The sequence below is a fragment of the Prosthecobacter algae genome (genome assembly GCF_039542385.1).
In the GTDB taxonomy this organism is placed as follows: domain Bacteria; phylum Verrucomicrobiota; class Verrucomicrobiia; order Verrucomicrobiales; family Verrucomicrobiaceae; genus Prosthecobacter; species Prosthecobacter algae.
In genome coordinates this window covers 227,097-248,490 of the sequence record NZ_BAABIA010000005.1, presented here as the reverse complement: position 1 = coordinate 248,490, position 21,394 = coordinate 227,097, and the positions used below count along the sequence as shown (strand labels likewise).

Below are 21,394 nucleotides of genomic sequence, written 5' to 3'. Positions count from 1 at the left end.
CTTCTTTATGACACCTTCCATTGCCGCCACAGTCCAAGATCCCCGGCTTCAGCGCATCACCACGGCGCAGCCTTATCCCTTGCTGTTTGCGACCATCAGCGGGGCGCATTTGTATGGCTTTCCGTCTCCGGATTCCGATGTGGATCTGCGGGGTGCGCATGTGCTGCCGCTCAAGGAAGTGTTGGGATTGGATGCCCGGCATGAAACCGTGGAGGATTCCCGCATCATCGAGGGGCTGGAGATGGACATCGTCAGCCATGATGTGAAGAAGTTCTTCAACCTGCTGCTGAAGAAAAATGGCTATGTTCTGGAGCAGCTTTATTCACCGCTGATCGTGCAGACAACGCCGGAGCATGCGGAGTTAAAGGAGATCGCCAAGGGCTGCATCACTCGTCATCATTCGCATCACTACCTGGGTTTTGTACACGCAGTGGGAGCTGTTTTTGAAAGAATCTCCGCATCGGGTGAAGCCGCTGCTGTATGTCTATCGTGTGCTGCTGACGGGCATCTGGATGATGCGCACGGGTGAGGTGGAGGCGAATCTGGTGACGCTGAACGAGACGTTTCGTCTGCCGTATGTCGATGACCTCATCGCTCGCAAGCTGGCCGGGCCTGAACAGGGCACGCTAGATGATGCGGACCTGGCGTTTCACCAAAGCGAGTTTGAGCGTCTGCGGGCCATGCTACAGGCCGCGCATGAGGCGAGCACGCTGCGGGAACTGCCGGAGGATGTGGCCCGCGCTGGCATCAACGACCTGCTCATCCGTGTGCGAATGGCTCAGGGAATCTGACTGTGGATCAGCCGCGCAGCCTGGCTGGCGGGTACATCCTTTTGGTTAGAATCATCCAGCATCTTTTGCAGGGTGGCCTTGGCCTCAGCCGGACGGTTTTCATCCAGATAGAGGCGGGCCTGATACAGATGCGCGCGGGCTTTGTCGGAGGCGATGACGTAAAGGCTGAGGGCGTGCTCCAGCAGGTCGATGGCCTCGGTGTTCTTGCCCTCGCTGGCGGAAAGTAGGGCGGTGAGTTCCAGCAGGTGCGGTTTGCTGCGGGTTTCGGCTAAGGTGGTGAGGGCCTGTTTCAGTTCGCGGCTGTCCTCGCCCGGATGCCGAGTGGAGGTACCTTGATACAGGGCGTAGTCGCGGTCGCGTCCATCGCCCATGCTAGAGCCCGCACCGCGTGCATAAGGACGGTAGAGAGGATCTCCACAGACAACATTCATCCAGGAGAGCACCGGCGTGGCATTCCAGGCGGCCTCCGCCAGCGTGTAGCCTTCTAGCAATCGTTGGTTGAGAACATCAAAGTGGACCGTGAGGCTGAGGTAGGGCTCAAACACATTGCCCAGCGCAGCGGCGGCCCCCTGCCGTAGCAGCGGGCCTACCCAATGCCGATCTGGCGCACGCAGCGCAGCCCCACTGAAGGAATGCAGATGGCAGGCTATGGCCCCGGTCTGAAATTTGAACGAGGGACTGGCGATGGCCCCGCTGGCATTCGTGGTGTACCAGCCAAAATAAAAGGCAGTATCCGGCAGGGGCCAGTGGTCGGGCAGCACGGCCTCCGCCTTGTCCACATAGACGGGGATGCCCTTTTGGCGAAAGAGGATAGCGCTGCGGTTTAGCCAGTCTTCACCTTCCTGATAGGCCCCGGTTTTCTGCGCCAGATCAATGACCGCCCGACCCCGCAGCCCCTGCTGTTCGGCGGTCAGCGCATCATCAATCATCCGCTTCACGGTGTCCGCATCAGGTCCATCCAGCCGGCCGACCAGCAGCAGTCCCGGTGTGCCTTGGAACATTTGGAAGCGCATGTCCTGCTTGAAGTAAGGATTGCGCAGAGCACCAGCGATGGGCTGGCGCGGCAGGCCTAGCAGGGCCAGTTCGCTATCCACGCTGGCTTCATCTTCCTGCGTGTTCTTGGGGTTCTGCGCATCCCGCTGAATTTGGAAGGGGACACCGCGCATCAGCACCACCACACGCACGGCAGACTCGGCCACGGTCATCGCGGGCATGGACTTGCCTGTGGCCGGGTCCTTCAGCTCCTGCTGGCCTAGCCGCCACCAGCCCCGGCGCACGAAGGCTTCGAACAAAGGCTTGCGCAAAAGTTCGTTATACTGCTGCCGGGTCATGGAGTCCGTCATCGGGCACTCCAGGCCGATGAGGTGGTCCGCTGCGATGCCGCGTTTCTGGGCGTAGTATTCGGCCAGCTCCCGAGACTGGGCGAAGTCCGGATTGTAAACCACCACGGTTTCACCACTGAGATCCAGGGCCGGGGCGGGATCCTGGGCAAGCAGAGGACTGAGGAAGAAGGCTAGCAGCGTCAGGCTAAGCATTCCTGTTCGCCTAACGGAGCCTAACCAAAGGGATGAATTTCGGGAGACGGCCATGATCAGAGGTCCCAGTTCAGTTCCAGCCCGTCGTACGCAAGTTTGACTCCCTCGGGCAGCAGCGGCTCGGCCCGGGAGTGCATGACCTCGCATTGCAGGTGGGTGAGGAAGGTGCGCCGGGGGTGGATCTGCGCCTGCACTGCCAGGGCCTCCGCCACGCTCATGTGGGTGGGGTGCTCGGTGTAGCGCAGGGCATCCACGATGAGGGTGTCCACTCCCTCCATGGCCTCGAGCGCCTCGGGTTGGATGATCTTGGCATCGGGAATGTAGGCGCAGAGTTTGCGCTCCTGCCGGGTGAAAAGGTAGCCCACGGTTTCTACCTTGCCATGCAGCACGGGCAGGGGAGTCACCAGTGTGTCGCCGAGGTGAAAGGGGCCATGGATGGGTTTCGGGAAAGGCTTCAGGTAACCTCGATACCGATTCTCCCCATTGAAGGCATACTCAAACATGCGCTCCAGCACGGCCAGGCACGAAGGCATGGCATAGATGGGCATGAACTGATCTGCCGGGATGGTGAAGCGACGCAGTTCGTCAAACCCCGTGAGGTGATCCATGTGCGGGTGGGTGAAGATGGCCGCATCCAGGTGGCGGATGCCGGCGCGCAGGCACTGGGTGCGCAGATCTGGCGGCGTGTCCACGATCCAGCTCATCTCCGGTGTTCTCAGCCAGATGCTGGAGCGCAGCCGGTTGTCCCGGGGGTCCGTGCTGTGGCAGGTCTCGCAGTCACAGCCGATCATCGGAATGCCGACGGAGGTGCCGGTGCCGAGGAAGGTGAGCGTGAAGTCAGACATGTGAGGGAGGTATAGCTGCAAAGAGGCCCAAAGAACGCAAAGAATTCAGGCGGGTGTTTTTTGCCTTGCCTGTCTTCTTTTACGGCTATGGAAGGAGGCATGACAGAAAGTTATCTCCAGCGTTTCGGCGGCATTGGCCGTCTGTACGGCGTGCAGGCCCTGCCGCGGCTGCATGGCGCGCGGGTGGCGGTGATCGGTGTGGGCGGGGTCGGCTCCTGGGTAGTGGAGGCCCTGGCCCGCAGCGGTGTGGGCTCTCTGACCTTGATGGACATGGACGACGTCTGCATCACTAACACCAATCGCCAGCTTCCCGCCCTGGCCCACACCGTGGGGCACCCGAAGGTGGCGGTGCTGGCCCGGCGCGTGGCGGAAATCTCCCCGGAATGTCAGGTGCAGGCACTGCCGGAGTTTTTCCTGGAGAGCAGTGCAGACCGCCTGCTGGCCCCGGGTTTCGACGTCATCGTGGACGCGGTGGACAGTACCCAGATCAAGGCCCTCATCATCGCCAAAGCGCAGGCGCTGGGCATTCCCGTGGTCGTTTCTGGCAGTGCCGGAGGTCGGCGCGATCCCACCCAGGTGAAGCTGGCAGATCTGGGCGAGGCCGGGGCCGATCCCCTGCTGCAGCAATTGCGCCGCCGCCTGCGCGAGGTTCATGGCTTTGCCAAAAGCCCTGGGGGCAAGCCGATGCTCTGGGGGGTGCCCTGCGTGTACTCCTCGGAAAAGGCCGTCTATCCTCAGGCCGATGGCTCCTGCTCGACTGAGCGGGAGCAGGGGACGGAGGCCGGCTTGCGGCTGGACTGCGCCGCTGGTTTTGGCGCCGCCACCTTTGTCACCGGCACCTTTGGTTTTGCCATCGCGGCCGAGGTGCTGCGCATCTTGCTGGCGGAGAAAGCGGAGGCTTAACCCACCGGGGTCAGCACCACTTTCTGCACGTCCAGCACGGCGGATTTCACCTTGTTCACGGGATCGATCCGCAGGCGCTGTTTGCCTGTGGCCTTGATCTCGATTTCGCCCAGCGGCAGCTCTTTCCAGTTCTGGAAGCCGCCAGTGTCCTGCGTGGTGAATTTCAGCGTCTGGTCCGCGTGCTGGAGTTCCACCTCGCTGCCGTGGTTGCCACCGCCGCAGCCGTGGCTCACGGTTACTTTGTAACGGCCCGGTTTGCGGACCTCGAATTCCCACTCGGCCAGGTCGTCTTCCGAGGTCCAGTAGCCCAGGCAGTTCTTCTCAGGTTTCGGCTCATAGCGCATGTTTTCGGACCAGGTGATGGCGTCCTTGGCGCTGAGGGTGATGCTGCCGTCTTCGGCCTGTTTCGGGGTCTCGCCTTCGCAGGTGGGGATGAGGGCCAGCTCGTGCAGGACGAAGCCGCCGTTGTCCGTCGGCGGCGTCAGCAGGGCGAAGGGGAGGTCCCCTGGCTGGGCGACATAAATCTCACCCAGGTAGGTTTTGCGGGGGGTGGGCGCATTGGCGAGTGATTTTTTCACCACCAGATTTGCCATGCGGAATTGCATGCCCAGAGTGGCACGGTTCAGCGAATAAGTGAGACGCACCTTGTAGCGGCCCCAGCGCTTTGCCTTGAACTTGGTGCCCGTGTAGGTCTCCCAGTGTGCACCATTGCTGTGCTCCCAAGATTCTGGACCCATCACGACGATGCCGCGGGTGGGCATGTCCTTACGCTCGGCAGGTTCGGCACTGCCGAAATCGCCGATGTCCACGGCGGTTTTGAAAACGGGAGGGGAGGGGATTTCTGGTTCCACCGCCGGTGCAGTCGCTGGCTTAGGTGCGGTCTCAGCCACGGCTGGGGCTGGTTTGTCCTCAGCTTTGGATGCCTCTGCCTGCGGGGCTGGGGCCTTTTCCTGAGTGACCTGGGATTCAGGCTTGGGGCCACAGGAACTCAGGCTGAGAGCCAGAGGCAAAACAAAGACGGAAAGAGGCGTGCGAATCATGGTGAAAAGAAGTGGGCCCGATGCCAGGGACTGAAAACACGGCACTCGGCATCTGTGCAACGGACGAGCAGCCTGTTCTTTAGCGCGAATAGCGCATTTCCAGCCAGAGATTTCCGCCCGCCTTCCACAAACTTGTTTGTCAGCTTCTGACAAAAGGTATCCAGGAAAATGAAAGGGGCGGGTCACAAAAACATCTTTTTCAGGCGCGGGTGGGTGCTGAAAGTTCGATTTAACCACGTTCTTTCAGGCGCAATGCCTGCTGTCCGCCTTCCTACGTTACTCCTCCTCCTGGCACTGTTCACGTCTCCCCTACTTGCGGCAGGCCTGCGCGCAGGGGTATCCAAGGTGGATATTACGGACTACAAAGCCGGGCCCGTTCATGATCCCAGCTTTGCCAAGGCCCTGGTCATCCGAAGTGATGCGGAGACGCTTGTGCTGGTCACAGTGGATGCGGTGGCGGTGGGGGAAATTGGCCGCATCGGCAACGGCTTCATGGCTAACTTGCGCATGCAATTGCAAAAGGAGCTAGGCGTGAAGCCTGAAAGCATCGTGGTGAATGCCAGCCACTGTCACGGCATCGTGCGTGCGGATACGGAGCAGCTAGTCGCCCAGGCTGTAAAAGAGGCCTGGGGCAAGCTGGTGCCTGTCAAGGCAGGTGCCGGGGTGGGGCATGAAGACCGCATCAGTGAAAATCGCCGCCTGAAAATGAAGGACGGCAGCGAGGTGGACATGCGCCGCGCCTACTCCATGCCCCGGGATGAAGACGTGGCCAGCGTGGGGCCCATTGACCCGCAGATCGGTCTCCTGCGTCTGGATCGTGAAGACGGGCGGCCCCTCGCCCTGCTGTACTCCTTTGCCTGCCATCCCATCATGAATCCGCCGCATAAGGGCAGCTCGGCGGACTATCCTGCGTATGCTTCGCAGTTCATCGAAGAGAGCCTCGGAGAAGGAGCGATGGCTTTCTTTGTCCAAGGTTGCGGCGGCGACATCAATCCACTCCGCTACAAGGAAGTGAGCCGCCCTGCCGATGCAGAACCTTTGGGGCACAAGCTGGGCCTGAGCGTGATCCAAGCTGCCAAGAAGATCCAAATTTCGGACGCAGCTTCCATCAAAGTCAGCCGTGAAATCATCGCTTTGCCTCGGGGGCAGGACTTGGAGAAACGCATGGCAGCCATTGAGGCAGAGCAGGTCAAACTCCTGGCTGCGCTGAAGCCGACCAACATCAATTTCAAAACCTTCCTGCCTCTGCTCATCCAGCAAAGGCTGACGCCGGATTTCCCCTCGCACTACGCCCAAAGTTATTTGCATGATCAGTCGTTAGGCCGAGATGCCCTAACCAAGCTGGATGCCGACAATCGTACGGCGGTGGAGGCTTATCTGCAAAACATCCAGATCATGGAACGACTGACCCGGCTGAATGCGAATCATGCCCTGCTCAAAAAGCACTTGGCGCAAAACCGCGCAGCGGGATCTCCCACCTTGGATGTGGAGATCGCCGGGCTGCGCGTGGGAGATTTTAAGATGGTCACGTTCCCCGGAGAACTGACCGTACAGGTCGGCCTTAACATCAAGAAAGCCTTCGCTGATCCACATGCTTTTGTCGCGGGTTACACCAATGGCTACATCTACTACGCAGCCACCGTTGCGCAGCGGAACAACACAGGATATGCCCAGGAAGATTGTGATGCGCTTGTGGCCCCGGAGTGGCAAAAGATTTTTGAGGACAAGGCCGTGGCTGTTTTGAAAGCCTTGATGCCTTGATGTTTTATTGCCTAACAAAAAGAATTTATGAGCCTTTCTCGTCGTTCCTTGCTTTCTCAGTTGCCGCTGGCTGCCCTGGCTAGCAGCTTCCACATCTCCACTCGGGCTCAAGCAAGCCGCGAGATCTGGCGCACGGGTAACCCCACGATTGACAAACCCCGCGAGATTGCCTTGGGTCTTTTGAAACCCACCCAGGCACAACTCGAACGAGCCTGGGAGCTGCATTTCAGCTCCGTGGTCTTTGAATCGTATGGCTTTGCACCCCGCTTTGCCGTGGATGGCGAGGCCATCAATGCAGCCATCCGTGAAGGGGCTTCGTCGGATGAACTGGGCGACCTCCGCGAATCCATGTCCATGAGCCGGGGAGTCTCCAATGAACGGGAACGGGAGGAGTTTTTCCAGGCATTCAAAGCGGCGGGCGTGACCTGCGTTTTTCAAAATGCGGGCGAAGAGGGCAATGATCCGCTGCGGCTCATCAAGCGTCTCGCTCATTTCACCAAAGCCACGGATGGCCTGAAGCCTGCGTTATCCAAGGTCACCACCGCCGAGGAGATCGTGGCTCTGAAAAAAGACGGGCACGTGGGGCTGTGCTTCACGGGCAATGGGGTGCCGCTGCGCATGGAGTGGGACAGCGTGAAGGATGAGCTGCGTTTCGTCCGCATTTTCCATGAGCTTGGCATCCGCATGATGCACCTGACGTATAACCGCCGTAATCCCATTGGCGATGGGGCAGGCGAGCCGCATGACGGTGGCCTCAGCGATTTCGGCAAAGCGACTGTGGCTGAGATGAACAAGGTGGGTGTCATTGTGGATGTGGCCCACAGCGGCTGGAAAACGGCGGAAGATGCGGCCAAGGTTTCCGCCAAGCCCATGGTGGCCAGCCACACCACCTGTGCAGAGGTCTACACCCATTTTCGGGGCAAACCCGACAGCGCCATCCGCGCCATTTGTGAAACGGACGGCCTCGTCGGCATGTGCTGCATCTCGCGTTTCCTGGGCGGCAAAGGGGATATCAACTCGCTGATGGATCATCTGGATCATGTCATCAAAACCTTCGGGGCCCAGCACGCTGCCATCGGCTGCGACATCTCCTACACCTCGCGGTTTGAGAAAGAAGAACGAGCCAAAATCCTGCGCCGCCCCGATGGCTCATCACCCCTGGGTGGCGCTGGCGACCGCTGGGAGCACCTGTGGCCGAAGGATGATTACATCACCACCCCTCAGGCTGAACAAAGCATCGCCTGGACCAATTGGCCGCTCTTCACCCTCGGCATGGTCATGCGCGGCCACAGCGATGAAGCCATCCGCCTGGTGCTGGGAGAAAACATGCTGCGTGTGGTCAAGGCCAACGCGGTGTGAACAGAGTGAACGCGAGTCCTCATGCCAGAGAATGGTCATGCGGACTTGGCAGCTCGCTGTTCGGCCAGTTTGCGCCGAAGCCCGATCATGACTTCGTCGTCAGGGATGAGTTTGGCGGTTCCTTGACGAATGGAATCCATCCGGCTTTCAATCTCGGCCCGCCACGCGGGACTCGTCTCCACATCATCGACTTCATCCACGCTTTCAATCAAACGGGAGGCGATGCGGGAACGCTCTTCCACAGGCAACTGAAGAGCCTGTTCAAGAACGGTGTTAAAAGTCGCAGTCATGGGTGAATGATAACTCACGAAAGACAAATTGTCTAGTTGGGCACGGCGAGAGTGCCTTTCCGAGCTTTACCCATCTCTTCAACCTTCCCATTTGCCCTCACGTTCTTCCTTGCATCCCCTGCCTGAGTCGGTTTTGACTGAGGCATGGACGATGCCGCTGATCTTGACCTTTTGACCCTCACGCAACTGAAGCAGATCGCGGGTCCTTCGGCGCAGCCTTATCGGGTGCATGTACAGGTGGATAACCGCATCGAAAAGCAGACCTCTGGCGGAGCGCCGTTCCTGGAGGTGAAGCTGGCGGACGCGGGGGATTCCATGGTCTGGCGAGTGTTTGATAACAACCCACTGTTTCAAGACGCACGGCAGCTCCAGCGCGGCACATTCATCGAGCTAGCGGCGCAGTGGGTGGACACGGGTAAGTATGGCATTGAGCCACGTCAGCCGCAGATGCGGCTGCTGGATGATGAGGAAAAGCAGGTCATTCTCAGCGGTGATGCCGATCTGGCGGAGCGGCAGCGGGCGGACTATGCGGACATCGTAGCGCTGGTGGAGGCGATGCGGGATCCTCGGCTGAAGACACTCTGCAGTCTGTTTTTGGAGAAGCATGGCGAACGCTTTCGCCGCACCGCTGCGGCGCGGGAAAATCATCATGCCCGCCGGGGTGGGCTGGTGGAACACGTGGCGCAAATGATGCGCACGGCCGTGGTGATTGCCGGAGTGTATCCCACCCTCAATCACGATCTCCTGGTGGCCGGGGTGTTGTTTCATGATTGTGGCAAGTTGTGGGAAAACACCTATCCGGAAACAGGCTTCAGCCAGCCCTATCAATTGCATGGAGAAATGTTGGGGCATATTTCGTTAGGCCTGGAACTGGTGAACAAACTCTGGCGCGACATGATGGACCGACCCGAGGCCCCTGCCTGGACGATGCTGGAGCCTGCGGGAGATCTGGTGCGCATGCATCTGCTGCACCTCATTGCCTCTCACCACGGCCAGTATGAATTTGGCTCACCTGTGCTGCCAAAGACTCCAGAGGCCATCATCCTGCATCATGTGGATAACATTGATGCGAAGATGGAGATGCTGCGCCGAGGGTACCAAAACGGCAAGGAACTGGCCCCCGGCATCATCGAACGCTTCCGGCCTTGGCCCGTGAATGTGCTGTCACCCTTGGCCCGAGTGAGTGGCCTGCCCGAACCCGTAGCAGAGGAAACGGAACTTACGTAAGCAACAGCTCCCGAAGCCCGTTTGATACCCTCATGATCGGCATCTACGACTTCTGCGGCCACTATGAGTGGACCTTTGACTGGTTGCAGCAGCAGGGCGGGCATGAGCTGGTGCGCAGCTACTGGCATGAGGCCATTTATGAGGATTCGCAACGCCATGCAACGGCCCTGATTGTGGGAAAAGGCTTTGAAGGCATGAAGGAATACTGGGGCCACACCCTGGCCGAGGAAGGCGGCGACTGGACCACGACGGCGCAGGAAGATGTCTTCCGCATAGACATGCACGCTTGCCCTTCAAAGGGCTTCCTGATCCGCAATGACCTGCAGCAATACCCAGACTACTGCGACCACTGCATGGGCTGGATCGGCCCGCTGATGAAGGAGGCCGGGTTTGTGATTAACCACGCGCACAATCACTGTGGCCAGTGCTGGTGGGAAATGCATCGCTCGGAGGACCTGCGGCCCGCCAGTGCCGTGGGCGAACTCTCCGGAAAAGCCGATGTTCGCCTGAGGCCTGATTGGAAAACCCCTGAAACCCGTATGGATGCCTATGACCGCGCGACCGATCCTGACCATAAGCTGCCTGCTGGCGGCTCTCTACCTGCTGAAGGCGGAAGCCTCTGAGTGGGAGAAATTGCCGTCGCTGCCAGAGGCGAATGGGGGCTTTGCCTGTGGGGTGGATCATGGACACGTGGTGGTGGTAGGCGGCACCCGCTGGGTCAATGGCGAGAAAAAATGGCTGTCCTCAGTGCATCTTTTTAATCCCGTCAAGAAGCAGTGGAAGACCTCCGCCTTGGAGCTGCCCTCATCCATGGCTTATGGGGTAGCCGGGCATTCCAAAGAAGGTTTCGTTTTTGCCGGAGGATCTACCGGGACGAAGGGCTTTGATTCTCAGGGCTCATTCGCGGGTGGCCATCTGGTCCTGCGTCAGGGGCTGCCCAAGACCAAGCCCGCCGTGCTGGCTGCGGGCGGGATGATGGGCGAAAAACTCATCTTCGTGGGGGGAACCCCCGATGCGGCTGACCTCGCAAGCCTAACCAAATCTGTTTTCGCGTTGAATCCCAATGGCCAAGTTGTGCCTCTCCCGGACTACCCCGGTCAGCCGATTGGCATCGCGGCTTCTGCCACGGTGGGAGAGCAGCTTTTCATCTTTGGCGGCGCCCATTGGGATGCGGCCAAACAAGTCGTGGTGAATACCTCGGATGCCTACGCCTTTGCCATGGAAACCAAGAGCTGGAGGAAGCTGCCCTCGTTTCCGTATGCGGTGCGGGGACTCACGGCGGTGGCTCTCAGTGACGATCTGATCTATCTCGCGGGTGGTTTCAAAAACGACACGGAGGGCTTCACGGACGAAGCCTTTCTCTATGATCTCCGGAAGAACGAATACCGCCCTGCCAAACCGCTGCCATACAAGGCCATGGTGGGGCTCGTGGTATGTGATCGGCAGGTCTATTGCCTGGGCGGTGAGGACAAACAAAAGTCCCGCACGGATGCCTGCTTCCGCATTCCTGTGGCGGACTTGATCAAATAAGCCGTTACCGGGCGACGTGCCGCCACGTTGTTCTCGCAGTGTGCCCCGTTTCTTCCATAAACTCCCGCCATCGTGATGCCAGATGCTTTCGAGGTGCAGGACTGTCTCCAGCGCGTGCGCAGTGGCGATGCCGCTGCGGCCGAGGCGCTGGTCGTCCATCTGCATCCGCTGGTGCGGCGGCTGGTGCGCAATCATCTGCCCCGGCGCGAGAGCGAGGAAGATCTGATGCAGGAGGTCTATGGGAAGCTGTTTCAAAAACTGGACTCCTATCGCGAGCGCGACAGCATCCCCTTCGAGCACTGGGTCAGTCGCCTCACCGTACGCACTTGCCTGGATGCCCTCCGTGCGGAAAAGGCGCGGCCGGAATGGCGCTTTGCCGACCTCAGCGAGGGCGAGGCGGACTGGATGGACTACCTGCTGAACCGCCACGCCGAACCGCCCACCACCCCCAGTACCGATGCCAAGGCAGTGGTCACCCGACTGCTCGCCCTGCTGTCTCCGTCAGACCGTCTGGTGCTCACCCTGCTGGACCTGGAGGAACGCTCCACTCAGGAGATCGCCCAGATCACCGGCTGGACACGGCCCATGGTGAAAATGCGCGCCATGCGGGCACGGCACAAACTGCGTGCCCTGGCGCGCCAAACGATGAAAAGTGAATTCCACAAGCCATGAACGATTTTGACCAACGCTGGCTGCACCTCGCGCAGCAGGCCCGCCAAGGCCCTGCGGCGGACCTTCCTGCACTGCCCTACGGTTTCACCACCCGTGTCCTGGCCCATGCGAGCGAGGCAACAGGCGAGGCCTGGGAGGACGTGTTCAATGGCCTAGGACTGCGGGCTGTGCTGGCCACGGCGGTCGTCTTTTGCCTGAGTGCCGGATACGCGTTTGCCGGCTGGTTTGAGTCCCGGATCGAAGCACCGGCGCTGGATCGGGCCGTCACCATGCAGCTTTCCTGGCCATGAGCTACTCTCCCCGCACCAAGGCAGGCTGCCTCATCACCTTGCTCATCCTGTTCAGTCTCGGGGTGGGGTTCACGCTGGGCTTCATTGTCAGCAAAGGCATCCAGAAAAAGAAGGAGGATCCCGCCTTCTGGAAACAGGCTGCCATGAAGCACCTGGAGAAACTGCACCCGGACGCGGCCCAGCGGGAAAAGCTGGAAGTACACACTGACAAGGCGGTGGCAGAACTGGCCGCCCTGCGGGAGGAAGGCATCAAAAACGTCTGGCAGATCGTCGGCCGTGCGGTGGAGGGCATCCGGCAGGAGTTGACCCCTGAGCAAAAAGAGAAGTTTGAGAAAATCCGTCCCAAGTCCCCAGAGGAGGCCGCCCCGTAAAGCTCGCCCGCATCAGGATAATCCGTCTCCTGGGTTGCAAAGCGGGGTGCATTCTGGTTTTCTAGCAGATATGCACCGTTTGTTTCTCGCCCTCCTGGTGGCCGTTCTTTTTCCTGCCTGTGAATCCATGGATAAGGAGAAGGTGGTCATCACCGTCCACTCTCAGGGCAATGACATGGAATCGCCGAAGACCATCTTCCGCCGCAACGTCAACGGCCGGACCATGATCTTCAAAATCATCCCTGAATTCAGCACCCAGAGCGTGTCCGCCATCCATCCTTTCCCGGCGGACGACGGCACCTATGGGGTGACCCTGAAACTGGACTTCAAAGGCACCCAGTCGCTGGACATCGTCACCCGCATGCGTCAGGGTGAGATCCTCATGACCATGGTGAACGGTACGGTCGTGGACCACGTCGTAATTGATCAACCTGTCTCCAACGGCATGTTCACCGTCTGGAGGGGCCTGTCCGAAGAGCTGGTGACCTTGTTGGAGGAGAAGCACCCCAGCATCACCGAGCTGAAATCCTCCTCCACCTTCCTGGAAATGACCCCTTCCACCCGCAAGGAAAAGAAAGAGTCCAAACGCAATGCCGCCCGGGATGCCAAGGTCAAAGAGGTCGAGGACAAACGCCGTGCCCGGGGTGAGTTCGATCCTGAAATCCCTGATGGCGATGTCGTTCCTCTTTCGGAACTGCTGAAAAGCTCCCGTTAAAACCGGCCTGTTAGCGGGCAAGCTGCATGCCGAGCGATTGCAGCTCCAGCAGGCCACAGCCAACGCTGGTGAACCGTCAGGTTGCGCCAGCGACCCGCTATTGGCGGAGCCTCAGCCGGGTCTTCTCAAGGCACATTCGCGTTCCCATACACGGCCTTTTTTGGCGGTGGCGATGTATTTGGAGAGGGCCTGTTCAGCGGGCAGGGGAAGAATGCCTTCGCAGGGGAGAACACCGGCTTTGTCCAGGAGGGGCTGCGCCTCTGGGGTATGGCCGATGACCTTGAGATGAGCAAAGGCATCGCCCACCCAGTTGACGGCAGCAGCCTGGGTGGCGAGGTCCTGCGCACCTTCAGCAGAGGCGAGAATGACCACGGCATCATAGAAAATCGAAGGTCCGCCTGAGATGGGGGAATCTGCTTCAAAGAGCGTGCCTTCGCTGTCCACCGCGCCGCCGACCTTGGGGGCGATGACGGCGACGGTGGCTTTTTCTTTTTTGGCCCGCTGCTGCAAGGACATGAGCAAGGTGGAATCAAACCCATCGGTGATCAGCACGCCGATTTTACGGCCTTGCAAAGTTACTGGTGCCTTGTGAATCATGCTGAGCGTTGGAGAGGGGTCCAGATCACGTGGAGCCATGGCAGGAAGGATGGACTCGGCCAGCTCCTGCATGCCCAGCGCGTAGGAAACACCCTCATGCAGATCGGCATCAATGTTGGCCAGATGACCGAGCATGCGTAGGCGGATCGGTTTGGTTTCCACCTTGGCCAGTTCAAAGGCGAAGGCGCTGATGATGTGATTTTGCTCGGGCGTGCTCATGGAGCGGAAGAAAAGGCGGGCTTGGGAGTAGTGGTCGGAGAAGGTCTCGGATCGTTTGCGGATTTTGGTGCCGTCCAGCTCCTCCGGGACGCTGGCAAAACCCTGGTGTGGATTCTCACGCGGAGTCCCCTGGTCAAAGCTGTTGGGCTCGTAGTTCACTCGGCCCTTGGGCACCTGCATCTGGCGCAGGCCGTCGCGCTGAAAGTTGTGCACGGGGCAGCGCGGGGCATTCACCGGGATCTGGTGAAAGTTGGGTCCGCCAAGCCGGGAAAGCTGCGTGTCCTGATAAGAAAAGAGTCGGCCCTGTAGCAACGGGTCGTTCGAGAACTCGATGCCGGGAACGATGTTCGAAGGTAGGAAGGCCACCTGTTCAGTCTCGGCGAAAAAGTTGTCCGGGTTGCGGTTGAGCACCAGCTTGCCAACCATGCGCAACGGAATGATTTCTTCCGGGATGAGTTTGGTAGGATCCAGGACATCGAAGTCCAGTCCGGCAGCCGTCTTTTCATCGAAGACCTGCAGCCCCAGCTCCCATTCTGGGTAGTCGCCTTTTTCGATCGCTTCCCAAAGGTCCCTTCGGTGGAAGTCAGGATCGGCACCATTGATTTTCACAGCCTCGTCCCAGACGACCGCAGCCATGCCCAGCTTGGGTCGCCAGTGGAATTTCACGAAGTGAGAGACGCCCTCAGCATTGACAAGGCGGAAGGTGTGGACACCGAATCCTTCGATCATGCGGAGCGAGCGCGGGATGGCGCGGTCAGACATCGTCCACATCAGCATGTGCATGGTCTCGGGGCTGAGGGAGACAAAATCCCAAAAATTGTCGTGGGCCGAAGCCGCCTGAGGAAAGCCGCGGTCAGGTTCCATTTTGACGGAATGGACGAGGTCTGGAAACTTCATCGCATCCTGGATGAAGAAGACGGGGATGTTGTTGCCCACGAGGTCGTAGTTGCCCTCGCTGGTGTAGAACTTCACGGCAAAACCGCGCACATCCCGGGGCATGTCGCCCGAGCCAGCTCCGCCCGCCACCGTGGAGAATCGCACAAAGACCTCCGTCTTCGTTTTGGGATTTTGCAGAAAGGCGGCCTTGGTGATGTCGGCCAGGGATTCATAGACCTGAAAGTAACCATGCGCGCCTGAGCCGCGTGCGTGGACGATGCGTTCCGGGATGCGCTCGTGGTCGAAATGGGTAATCTTCTCCCGTAGCACAAAGTCTTCGATCAGCGTGGGCCCGCGAACGCCGGCCTTGAGGGAGTTCTGGTTGTCAGAGATGGGCACGCCATGATTGGTCGTGAGCGTCTGTTTCAGATCCGTGGTCGTCTGGTGAGTCTCGGCGGGAAGATCGGTCCCTGGAGTGGTCGTCTTGGGCTTGGAGGAAGAGCTGGCGGGCATAAAGAAAAGCGGGCTGAAGGTGGGCGAACCGGAGCCTGCCAAGTGGCAGGCCGATTTCCGGCTGGGTACACTTCATCGCAGCGGCTCTCTTTTTTGGCTGTGGGGGGAGCCGTTGGCCTAACCAAAAACCATTCTTTGGGCTTGGGGCAGGCCAAAAAGGTCGTGCGCTACGATTTCAGCAAGTCCCAAAAACGTCATGCCCTGCCAAACTGGAAAAATCCAGAGGCGGACCTGTTCGGTTTTCATCGCAAGCCAGCTCACGGCCCCGTGTGCCGGGGCCTAACAAAAGGCGAGACTAAAGAATGCCAGTGCCTCAGCCCTTGCGTTTTTGCAGATCCTCGCTGGCCTGGTCCAGGATGCGGCGTTCGTCCGGGGTGAGGCTGTGCATGCCTTCGCGGCTGATTTTGTCCAGGATGTCATCTACCGCCGGGCTGTGCTTTTTCACCTTCGGGGCTGGCGTTGGATTCACGTTGCCGCCGCTGCTGCGTGTGGGCTTTGGGGCGTTCCGCGATGCCGGGGGCGTGGCCTGAAAGGTGGGGATCTTCGGCAGGGTGAGGATGCCCTGCTCATATCGGATGTAGGCCACGGCCGTGCCGACGTGGCCTGCCAGAATGAGCAGGCCGATCCAGTCACGGCCTGCGAGGGCCATCAGTGCATTCACACCGACGATGGCAGCGGCCAGCATCCACGCCTCGAGGCTGAAAAAGATCAGCGACAGCATCACATGCGGGTAAAGCGCAGCAAAGGCGATGAAGGTACCAAAGAAGATTTCCGTCACACCGGCACAACCCCGCGAGGGACCCAGGAGGCTCGCCAGGGTGATCAGCAAAGGTGAAACAAGCAGGAGGACGACGAGCAGCTTGATAAAGCTGGTGCGGCCCAGGTGGCGCTCCACCGCCTCGCCAAAACGCCAGAACATGACGCCGCTGATCAAAAGCCAGAAACTGGGTGGATTCACCAGCGCGTAAGTCACCGGAGCCCAAAGGTGCAGTCGTGCCCAGTCGCCAAAGGTGAAAATGAGGTATTCCAGCGTGGCGGGTGCGGCGGCCATCAGCACCGCAGTGAAAACCATGCTGGCCACAGCCCCGATGGCAACCATGGCTGAAAGGTAGATGGGGTGCCCCTTCCACCAGGTGAGGGGGAGATGGTCTTTGGATTCAGGCAGCCAGGACATGGGGTAAACTGGAGGTTTTTTTCATTTCCGCGAAGACAAAGATCAACGCTGGAGCTGTCGGGGGTTACAAACACACGGCTGCCTTGCAATGTCACAGGGTGGGAATCTCAACGTTCCTCCTTTGTGGCTCCGCTGGGAGCTTTTAACATAGATACATCCACCATGATCACACATATTCAGTACTTCGGTTGCGATGCCCGTCCCGAATGGGAGGAAAAACTTCAGGCCCTTTTTATGGAAGCGCGACAGCATATGCCCGTGTCCGACGCTTCCGCCCGAGTCGAAGAACCGCAAAATGCCACGTATCGCTTTCGGATCACACTCACTTTGAAAATGCCTGGGCCCGATGTCCAGGTGCAGGCTGACGGTTACACCTTTAACGAAGCCCTCATGGGCGTCTCGGCGGCCATTCGCCAAAAACTGAAGCTGCGTGCCGAGAAGGCGGCCCGGAATACGGCGGCCAGCCGGGGAGTGAAAGCGGCTCATCGCGGCTAAACATCCTTCATTTGAATTAACCCATGGCAATCCGCCTCGTGCGGATTGCCATTTTTTGTGTCTCGGCACCTAGGCGGCGGAGGGCATGGGAGCCTTTTCCATGGGCATTTCGGCCCTCGCGGGCATCATTTTCGGCGCTTTGCCAAAGAGCGTGCGCAACTCAGCCACCAGCCATAGCCGGATGCCCCAGCGCAGGAAGCGCAGGGCGGAAAAATCTGGTGTATAGCTCTGGCCCAGCGTGAGGTCCATGCCTGTGTTCCACAGCCCGTAGGTGCCCTTGGCCAAGCGTTTTTTGGCCATGGCATTCAGGCGGCGATTGTACAGCGCCATAAACTTGGCAAAAAAGGTGCCCGCAGGCCCATCATACGGCAGGCGGCCAAATTCGTACTCGGGGTTGTCATAAACCAGGCGCACGGGACCCACGAAGTAGGTGCCCAGATCCATAATGAAGGCGATGCGCACCAGCTCGGCGTCACCCATGTACTCGTACTTGCCCTTGTAGAGGGATTCAAACCACAGGCGGTAGCTGCGTTTGTAGGCCCCTTTGAGGTAGTTCAGCGTCTCGGTGATGTCCTGCCCCATGGCCTCTTTGCCGATCATCTGGGTGACGGCGTAAACGGTGTGCCCGCAGTAGTCCAGGCCCTGGCTGTAGAGGGGATCAATGAAGCCCGCTGCATCCCCCACCATGGCCCAGCGATTGCCCGCCATCTGCTCCGTGTGATAGGGCAGACCTTTGTAGTAAAAGGTATCCCCCTCAATCTGCTCAGCATCTTCAAACATGAGCCGACCAATAGGATGCTGGAGGATATGGGCATGTAACCTGGCTTGGAGAGATGGTCCCTCCGGCAGGGTGAAAACACTGCGGTCCCACACCACGCCCACGCTGTAGTCGCCGTTGGATAGAGGGATGAGCCACACCCACCAGCCACGGCCCATGAGGTGATTCGTCGCGCTGGCGCGGGAGGCCTTCGCCCGTTTCATGAGCTGTGGGTGCATGCTACGGCTCTTGTGGCTGTCCAGCGTATTGACATTGCGGTAGCGGCACCAAAGGGAAGAGGTGGCATGCTCATCGCCCAGCGGGCGGTGGAGGCCCAGCTTTTTCGAAAGCACGGCAGCCTTGCCAGAGGCATCAATGACCCAGCGGGTGGAGTAGGTGCGGGTCTCCTTATTGCCTTCGGCAGTCATGCTGGCCACCGTGACGGTGTGGGGGCTGTCATCTTCCGCCAGATTCACTTCGCGCAGGGTGGCTGGGCGCAGTAGATCCGCCCCGGCTTCCTGGGCCAGTTTCAGCACATGCTCATCCAGAAGAGAGCGATCAAGCTGGAAGGTGGGCAGGCGACTTTGAAATTTGGGCCCTAGCTCCGTGCAGTCTTCCACACTGTCCTGCGGGCTTTTGCAGAACCACATGCGCAGGCCGTGCTTTTGATAATGATGCGCGCTGAGGTAGCTGCCCAGGTGCAGGACACGGGTGAGAAAGCAGCCGCCCACTTCAGAAGTGCTTTCGCCCACCTTGCGGTCGAACTCCACCCGCCGCTCCACCACCAGCACGCGCAGCCCAGGGTGGTCACGCTTCAGTAAGAGGGCCGCGGAAGAACCGCTAAAGGCACCGCCCATGATGATCACATCGTAATCAGTCTTCGGCATGGGAGACAGGTGGGGATCGTTCATGTTGTTTTGACGGAGTTGCTGGTCTAGGCAAAGGTAGAGCTGAAGAGATGTTTCAGGCTGTGGCCCATGGAGTCACGGATAGACATCGAAGCTGCCCCCTCATGCCTCCAGAAGAAACCGCCAAAGCTCCACCTCCGCAAGCGCCGCGTCTGCGGAATACTGGGCTGCATGGAGCTTTCTGGACCCAGATTTTGCTCAAAATTCTGCGCATTTTGCCCGTTTGGTTGTGCCTCGTACTCAATTCCACCGTGGTGTGGGCCATCTACTGCCTGGCAGGCCCGCAGCGCCGGGCCGTGCTGGATAATTTGAAGGGGCTGCGCCCGGACTTCGGCCCTCTGCGCCGCTGGTGGGCTGGTTACCAGGTGTTTCACCAGTTCGCCCTGACCTACCTCGACCGCCTTTGGCACATGCATTTTAAGCGGGAGGTCACCTGGGATATCCCCAATCTCGAGCATTTCGAAGAAATGCGCGCGCAGCCGGGCGGGGTCCTGGTTTTCACGATTCACAGTGGCAATTACGACATTGGAGCCACTCTGTTCGCCCAAAAGTTTGGCCGCACCCTGCACATGGTGCGTGTTCCTGAGCAAACCGAGGAGCTGCAGGAACTGCGGGCGGCCGAACTGAAGAAGGTGGAAGATGAAAATCCGCACCTGCGTGTCCACTACAATGAGGTGGACAGCCACCTGGGGCTGGAGCTTTGCCGCATCCTCATGGCAGGCGAAGCCGTGGCCGTGCAGGGGGATCGGGTCGTCACGGGCGTCTCCCCCATCGAGATGGATGATGAGGGCGTCACCTTCAAAATCCCGCGCGGGCCCCTGGTGCTGGCAGAGATCGCCCGCGTGCCCTGCTACCCCATCTTCCTCCAGCGCATGGGCACCCTGAAATACCGCATCGTCTGCGGCCCCTGCTTCTACGATGGCAAGACCAAGCAGCGTGCCGATGACCTGGGCAAAGTCTGGCTTCCCATCATGCACCGCTTTGTCCATGAGCACTGGGACCAGTGGTTCGTCTTTGAATCCCTGGTAAAAAAGAGCGTGGAACAGGAAGCGGCGAAACCGGAGTGAAGGTAGCCCGCATAGTCCCCTGTGCGGTCCATCTCAAGTGCCACAAAAAGCACCCTCCACCGCGAAGGCAGAGGGGGCTGAATTTGTCGGAGGATCGGGATCGAATTAGGCGATGTGCTCGCCCTTCAGCACGTCTTCCAGCGTCTGGCGCTCGCGCACCACGGTGGCCTTGTCGCCATCCACCAGGATCTCGGCAGGCATCGGGCGGGTGTTGTAGTTGGAGGCCATGGTAAAACCATACGCCCCCGCGCTGAGCACGGCCAGGTAGTCGCCTTCGTTCACGAGGGGAATCTCGCGGTTCTGCGCCAGGAAATCGCCGGTCTCGCAGATCGGGCCCACCACGTCCACCTTCTCCACCGCATCCGTCGTCGGTTGCTTCAGGGGGGTGATCATGTGCCAGCCTTCATAAAGGGTCGGGCGGATGAGGTCGTTCATGCCGGCGTCCACGATCTTGAAGGTCTTGGCCGCACCGCGCTTCTCATAGAGCACCTTGGTCAAAAGCACGCCCGCATTGCCCACCATGAAACGGCCGGGCTCGCAGAGGATGCGCAGGCCCAGAGGGGCCAGGTGTGGCACCACGGCTTCGGCATAGGCCTGGACGGTGAGGGGATGCACTTCGCTGTTTTCCTGCCACCAGCCTTCATCGCCGGAGTCCAGGCTCTGCTTGTAGTTGATGCCGATGCCGCCGCCGATGCTGAAAAACTGGATGCCGTACTTGTCCTTCACTTCCTGGACGAGTGGCACCACTTTCTTCACCGCTTCCACAAACGGGTCCACGCTGGTGAGCTGGGAGCCGATGTGCATCTGGAGGCCCTTGATCTGGAGATTGGGCATCTCGGCAGCCACACGACCATAGACGTCGAGGATGTTTTCAAACTCGATGCCAAATTTGTTCTCGCTCTTGCCCGTGGTAATCTTCGCGTGCGTCTTCGCATCCACGTTCGGGTTCACACGCACGGCCACGGGGGCCTTTTTGCCGATCTCGCCCGCCACTTGGTTGATGTAGCGCAGCTCAGCTTCAGACTCAGCATTGATGCAGTACACGCCCTGTTCCAGCGCATAGACGATCTCGTCGCGGGTCTTGCCCACACCGGCGAAGGTACACTTGGAGGCATCGCCCCCGGCCTTGATCACGCGGTAAAGTTCGCCTGCGGAAACGATGTCAAACCCGCCACCCAGCTTGGCGATGGTGCTCAGCACGGCGAGGTTGGAGTTCGCCTTCACCGCGTAGCAGATGAGGTGGTCCAGCTTGCCCAATGCCGCATCCAGGCGGGTGAAGTGGCCCGTGATCGTGGCTTTGGAATACACGTACAAGGGCGTGCCGTGTTGCTCGGCCAGGGATTGGAGAGAGACGTTTTCGGCGAACAATTCGCCCTCGGTATAACGGAAACTGTGCATATGCGGGCTGGGTAGATAGGCGGGAATGGCGCGGGCGCAACCGCTGCCGTGCGTCCCTGGG

General features: G+C 59.6%; 20 protein-coding genes and 1 pseudogene. 13 read left to right on the top strand and 8 right to left on the bottom strand.

What is annotated here, in order from left to right:
* Positions 1 to 7: 7 nt before the first annotated feature.
* Positions 8 to 791: pseudogene (locus tag ABEB25_RS13350) on the top strand (nucleotidyltransferase domain-containing protein).
* On the opposite strand, the gene ABEB25_RS13345 reads toward ABEB25_RS13350, so the two are convergent.
* Entirely contained in the window at positions 779 to 2,380 is a 1,602-nt protein-coding gene (locus ABEB25_RS13345) for a TIGR03790 family protein (protein ID WP_345736909.1), read from the bottom strand. The pseudogene ABEB25_RS13350 and the gene ABEB25_RS13345 sit on opposite strands and share 13 nt — an antisense overlap.
* A gap of 2 nt (positions 2,381 to 2,382) precedes the next feature.
* A complete protein-coding gene (locus tag ABEB25_RS13340) occupies positions 2,383 to 3,171 on the bottom strand; it encodes an MBL fold metallo-hydrolase (RefSeq protein ID WP_345736908.1) in 789 nt (262 codons plus the stop codon).
* A gap of 99 nt (positions 3,172 to 3,270) precedes the next feature.
* Between ABEB25_RS13340 and ABEB25_RS13335 the strand changes: the two genes are divergently transcribed.
* Positions 3,271 to 4,074: a tRNA threonylcarbamoyladenosine dehydratase gene (locus ABEB25_RS13335; protein ID WP_345736907.1), complete on the top strand. Its 804-nt coding sequence runs from the start codon at positions 3,271 to 3,273 to the stop codon at positions 4,072 to 4,074.
* Here ABEB25_RS13335 and ABEB25_RS13330 read toward each other — a convergent pair.
* Positions 4,071 to 5,114, bottom strand: coding sequence for a DUF5077 domain-containing protein (locus tag ABEB25_RS13330; protein ID WP_345736906.1), 1,044 nt, complete (start codon positions 5,112 to 5,114; stop codon positions 4,071 to 4,073). The two genes, ABEB25_RS13335 and ABEB25_RS13330, sit on opposite strands and share 4 nt — an antisense overlap.
* Positions 5,115 to 5,366: 252 nt before the next feature.
* On the opposite strand from ABEB25_RS13330, the gene ABEB25_RS13325 reads away from it, so the two are divergent.
* On the top strand, positions 5,367 to 6,875 hold the full coding sequence (locus ABEB25_RS13325) for a hypothetical protein (RefSeq protein WP_345736905.1): 1,509 nt from the start codon (positions 5,367 to 5,369) through the stop codon (positions 6,873 to 6,875).
* Between the two features lie 27 nt (positions 6,876 to 6,902).
* Complete coding sequence (locus tag ABEB25_RS13320; RefSeq protein WP_345736904.1) at positions 6,903 to 8,234, top strand: dipeptidase; 1,332 nt, start codon at positions 6,903 to 6,905, stop codon at positions 8,232 to 8,234.
* A 35-nt stretch (positions 8,235 to 8,269) separates the two neighbouring features.
* On the opposite strand, the gene ABEB25_RS13315 is transcribed toward ABEB25_RS13320, so the two are convergent.
* The gene (locus ABEB25_RS13315) at positions 8,270 to 8,524 is read right to left on the bottom strand and encodes an addiction module protein (RefSeq protein ID WP_345736903.1); all 255 of its coding nucleotides are present in this window, start codon (positions 8,522 to 8,524) and stop codon (positions 8,270 to 8,272) included.
* A 144-nt stretch (positions 8,525 to 8,668) separates the two neighbouring features.
* Between ABEB25_RS13315 and ABEB25_RS13310 the strand changes: the two genes are divergently transcribed.
* The 7 genes from ABEB25_RS13310 (at position 8,669) to ABEB25_RS13280 (ending at position 13,329) form a co-directional block, all read left to right on the top strand.
* Entirely contained in the window at positions 8,669 to 9,751 is a 1,083-nt protein-coding gene (locus tag ABEB25_RS13310; protein ID WP_345736902.1) for an HD domain-containing protein, read from the top strand.
* 32 nt (positions 9,752 to 9,783) lie between these two features.
* On the top strand, positions 9,784 to 10,374 hold the full coding sequence (locus ABEB25_RS13305; protein ID WP_345736901.1) for a hypothetical protein: 591 nt from the start codon (positions 9,784 to 9,786) through the stop codon (positions 10,372 to 10,374).
* Complete coding sequence (locus tag ABEB25_RS13300; RefSeq protein WP_345736900.1) at positions 10,301 to 11,281, top strand: Kelch repeat-containing protein; 981 nt, start codon at positions 10,301 to 10,303, stop codon at positions 11,279 to 11,281. The genes ABEB25_RS13305 and ABEB25_RS13300 overlap by 74 nt, the downstream gene beginning before the upstream one ends.
* A 75-nt stretch (positions 11,282 to 11,356) precedes the next feature.
* A complete protein-coding gene (locus ABEB25_RS13295) occupies positions 11,357 to 11,953 on the top strand; it encodes an RNA polymerase sigma factor (RefSeq protein WP_345736899.1) in 597 nt (198 codons plus the stop codon).
* Complete coding sequence (locus ABEB25_RS13290; RefSeq protein ID WP_345736898.1) at positions 11,950 to 12,243, top strand: hypothetical protein; 294 nt, start codon at positions 11,950 to 11,952, stop codon at positions 12,241 to 12,243. Before ABEB25_RS13295 ends, ABEB25_RS13290 begins: the two co-directional genes overlap by 4 nt.
* On the top strand, positions 12,240 to 12,614 hold the full coding sequence (locus tag ABEB25_RS13285; RefSeq protein ID WP_345736897.1) for a hypothetical protein: 375 nt from the start codon (positions 12,240 to 12,242) through the stop codon (positions 12,612 to 12,614). Before ABEB25_RS13290 ends, ABEB25_RS13285 begins: the two co-directional genes overlap by 4 nt.
* A gap of 70 nt (positions 12,615 to 12,684) precedes the next feature.
* On the top strand, positions 12,685 to 13,329 hold the full coding sequence (locus ABEB25_RS13280; protein WP_345736896.1) for a hypothetical protein: 645 nt from the start codon (positions 12,685 to 12,687) through the stop codon (positions 13,327 to 13,329).
* A gap of 111 nt (positions 13,330 to 13,440) precedes the next feature.
* On the opposite strand, the gene ABEB25_RS13275 is transcribed toward ABEB25_RS13280, so the two are convergent.
* Complete coding sequence (locus ABEB25_RS13275) at positions 13,441 to 15,534, bottom strand: catalase (protein WP_345736895.1); 2,094 nt, start codon at positions 15,532 to 15,534, stop codon at positions 13,441 to 13,443.
* Between the two features lie 313 nt (positions 15,535 to 15,847).
* On the bottom strand, positions 15,848 to 16,708 hold the full coding sequence (locus ABEB25_RS13270) for a rhomboid family intramembrane serine protease (RefSeq protein WP_345736894.1): 861 nt from the start codon (positions 16,706 to 16,708) through the stop codon (positions 15,848 to 15,850).
* Positions 16,709 to 16,870: 162 nt separating this feature from the next.
* On the opposite strand from ABEB25_RS13270, the gene ABEB25_RS13265 reads away from it, so the two are divergent.
* Positions 16,871 to 17,203, top strand: a complete 333-nt coding sequence (locus tag ABEB25_RS13265; protein ID WP_345736893.1) for a hypothetical protein — start codon at positions 16,871 to 16,873, stop codon at positions 17,201 to 17,203.
* A 69-nt stretch (positions 17,204 to 17,272) separates the two neighbouring features.
* Here ABEB25_RS13265 and ABEB25_RS13260 read toward each other — a convergent pair whose 3' ends face one another.
* The gene (locus tag ABEB25_RS13260; protein ID WP_345736892.1) at positions 17,273 to 18,871 is read right to left on the bottom strand and encodes an NAD(P)/FAD-dependent oxidoreductase; all 1,599 of its coding nucleotides are present in this window, start codon (positions 18,869 to 18,871) and stop codon (positions 17,273 to 17,275) included.
* 101 nt (positions 18,872 to 18,972) lie between these two features.
* Between ABEB25_RS13260 and ABEB25_RS13255 the strand changes: the two genes are divergently transcribed.
* Positions 18,973 to 19,935 carry an LpxL/LpxP family acyltransferase gene (locus tag ABEB25_RS13255; protein ID WP_345736891.1) on the top strand — a complete coding sequence of 321 codons (963 nt, stop codon included), beginning with the start codon at positions 18,973 to 18,975 and terminating at the stop codon, positions 19,933 to 19,935.
* 105 nt (positions 19,936 to 20,040) lie between these two features.
* Here the strand turns inward: ABEB25_RS13255 and lysA are convergent, their stop codons facing one another.
* Positions 20,041 to 21,333, bottom strand: a complete 1,293-nt coding sequence (gene lysA, locus ABEB25_RS13250) for a diaminopimelate decarboxylase (RefSeq protein WP_345736890.1) — start codon at positions 21,331 to 21,333, stop codon at positions 20,041 to 20,043.
* Positions 21,334 to 21,394: the final 61 nt, after the last annotated feature.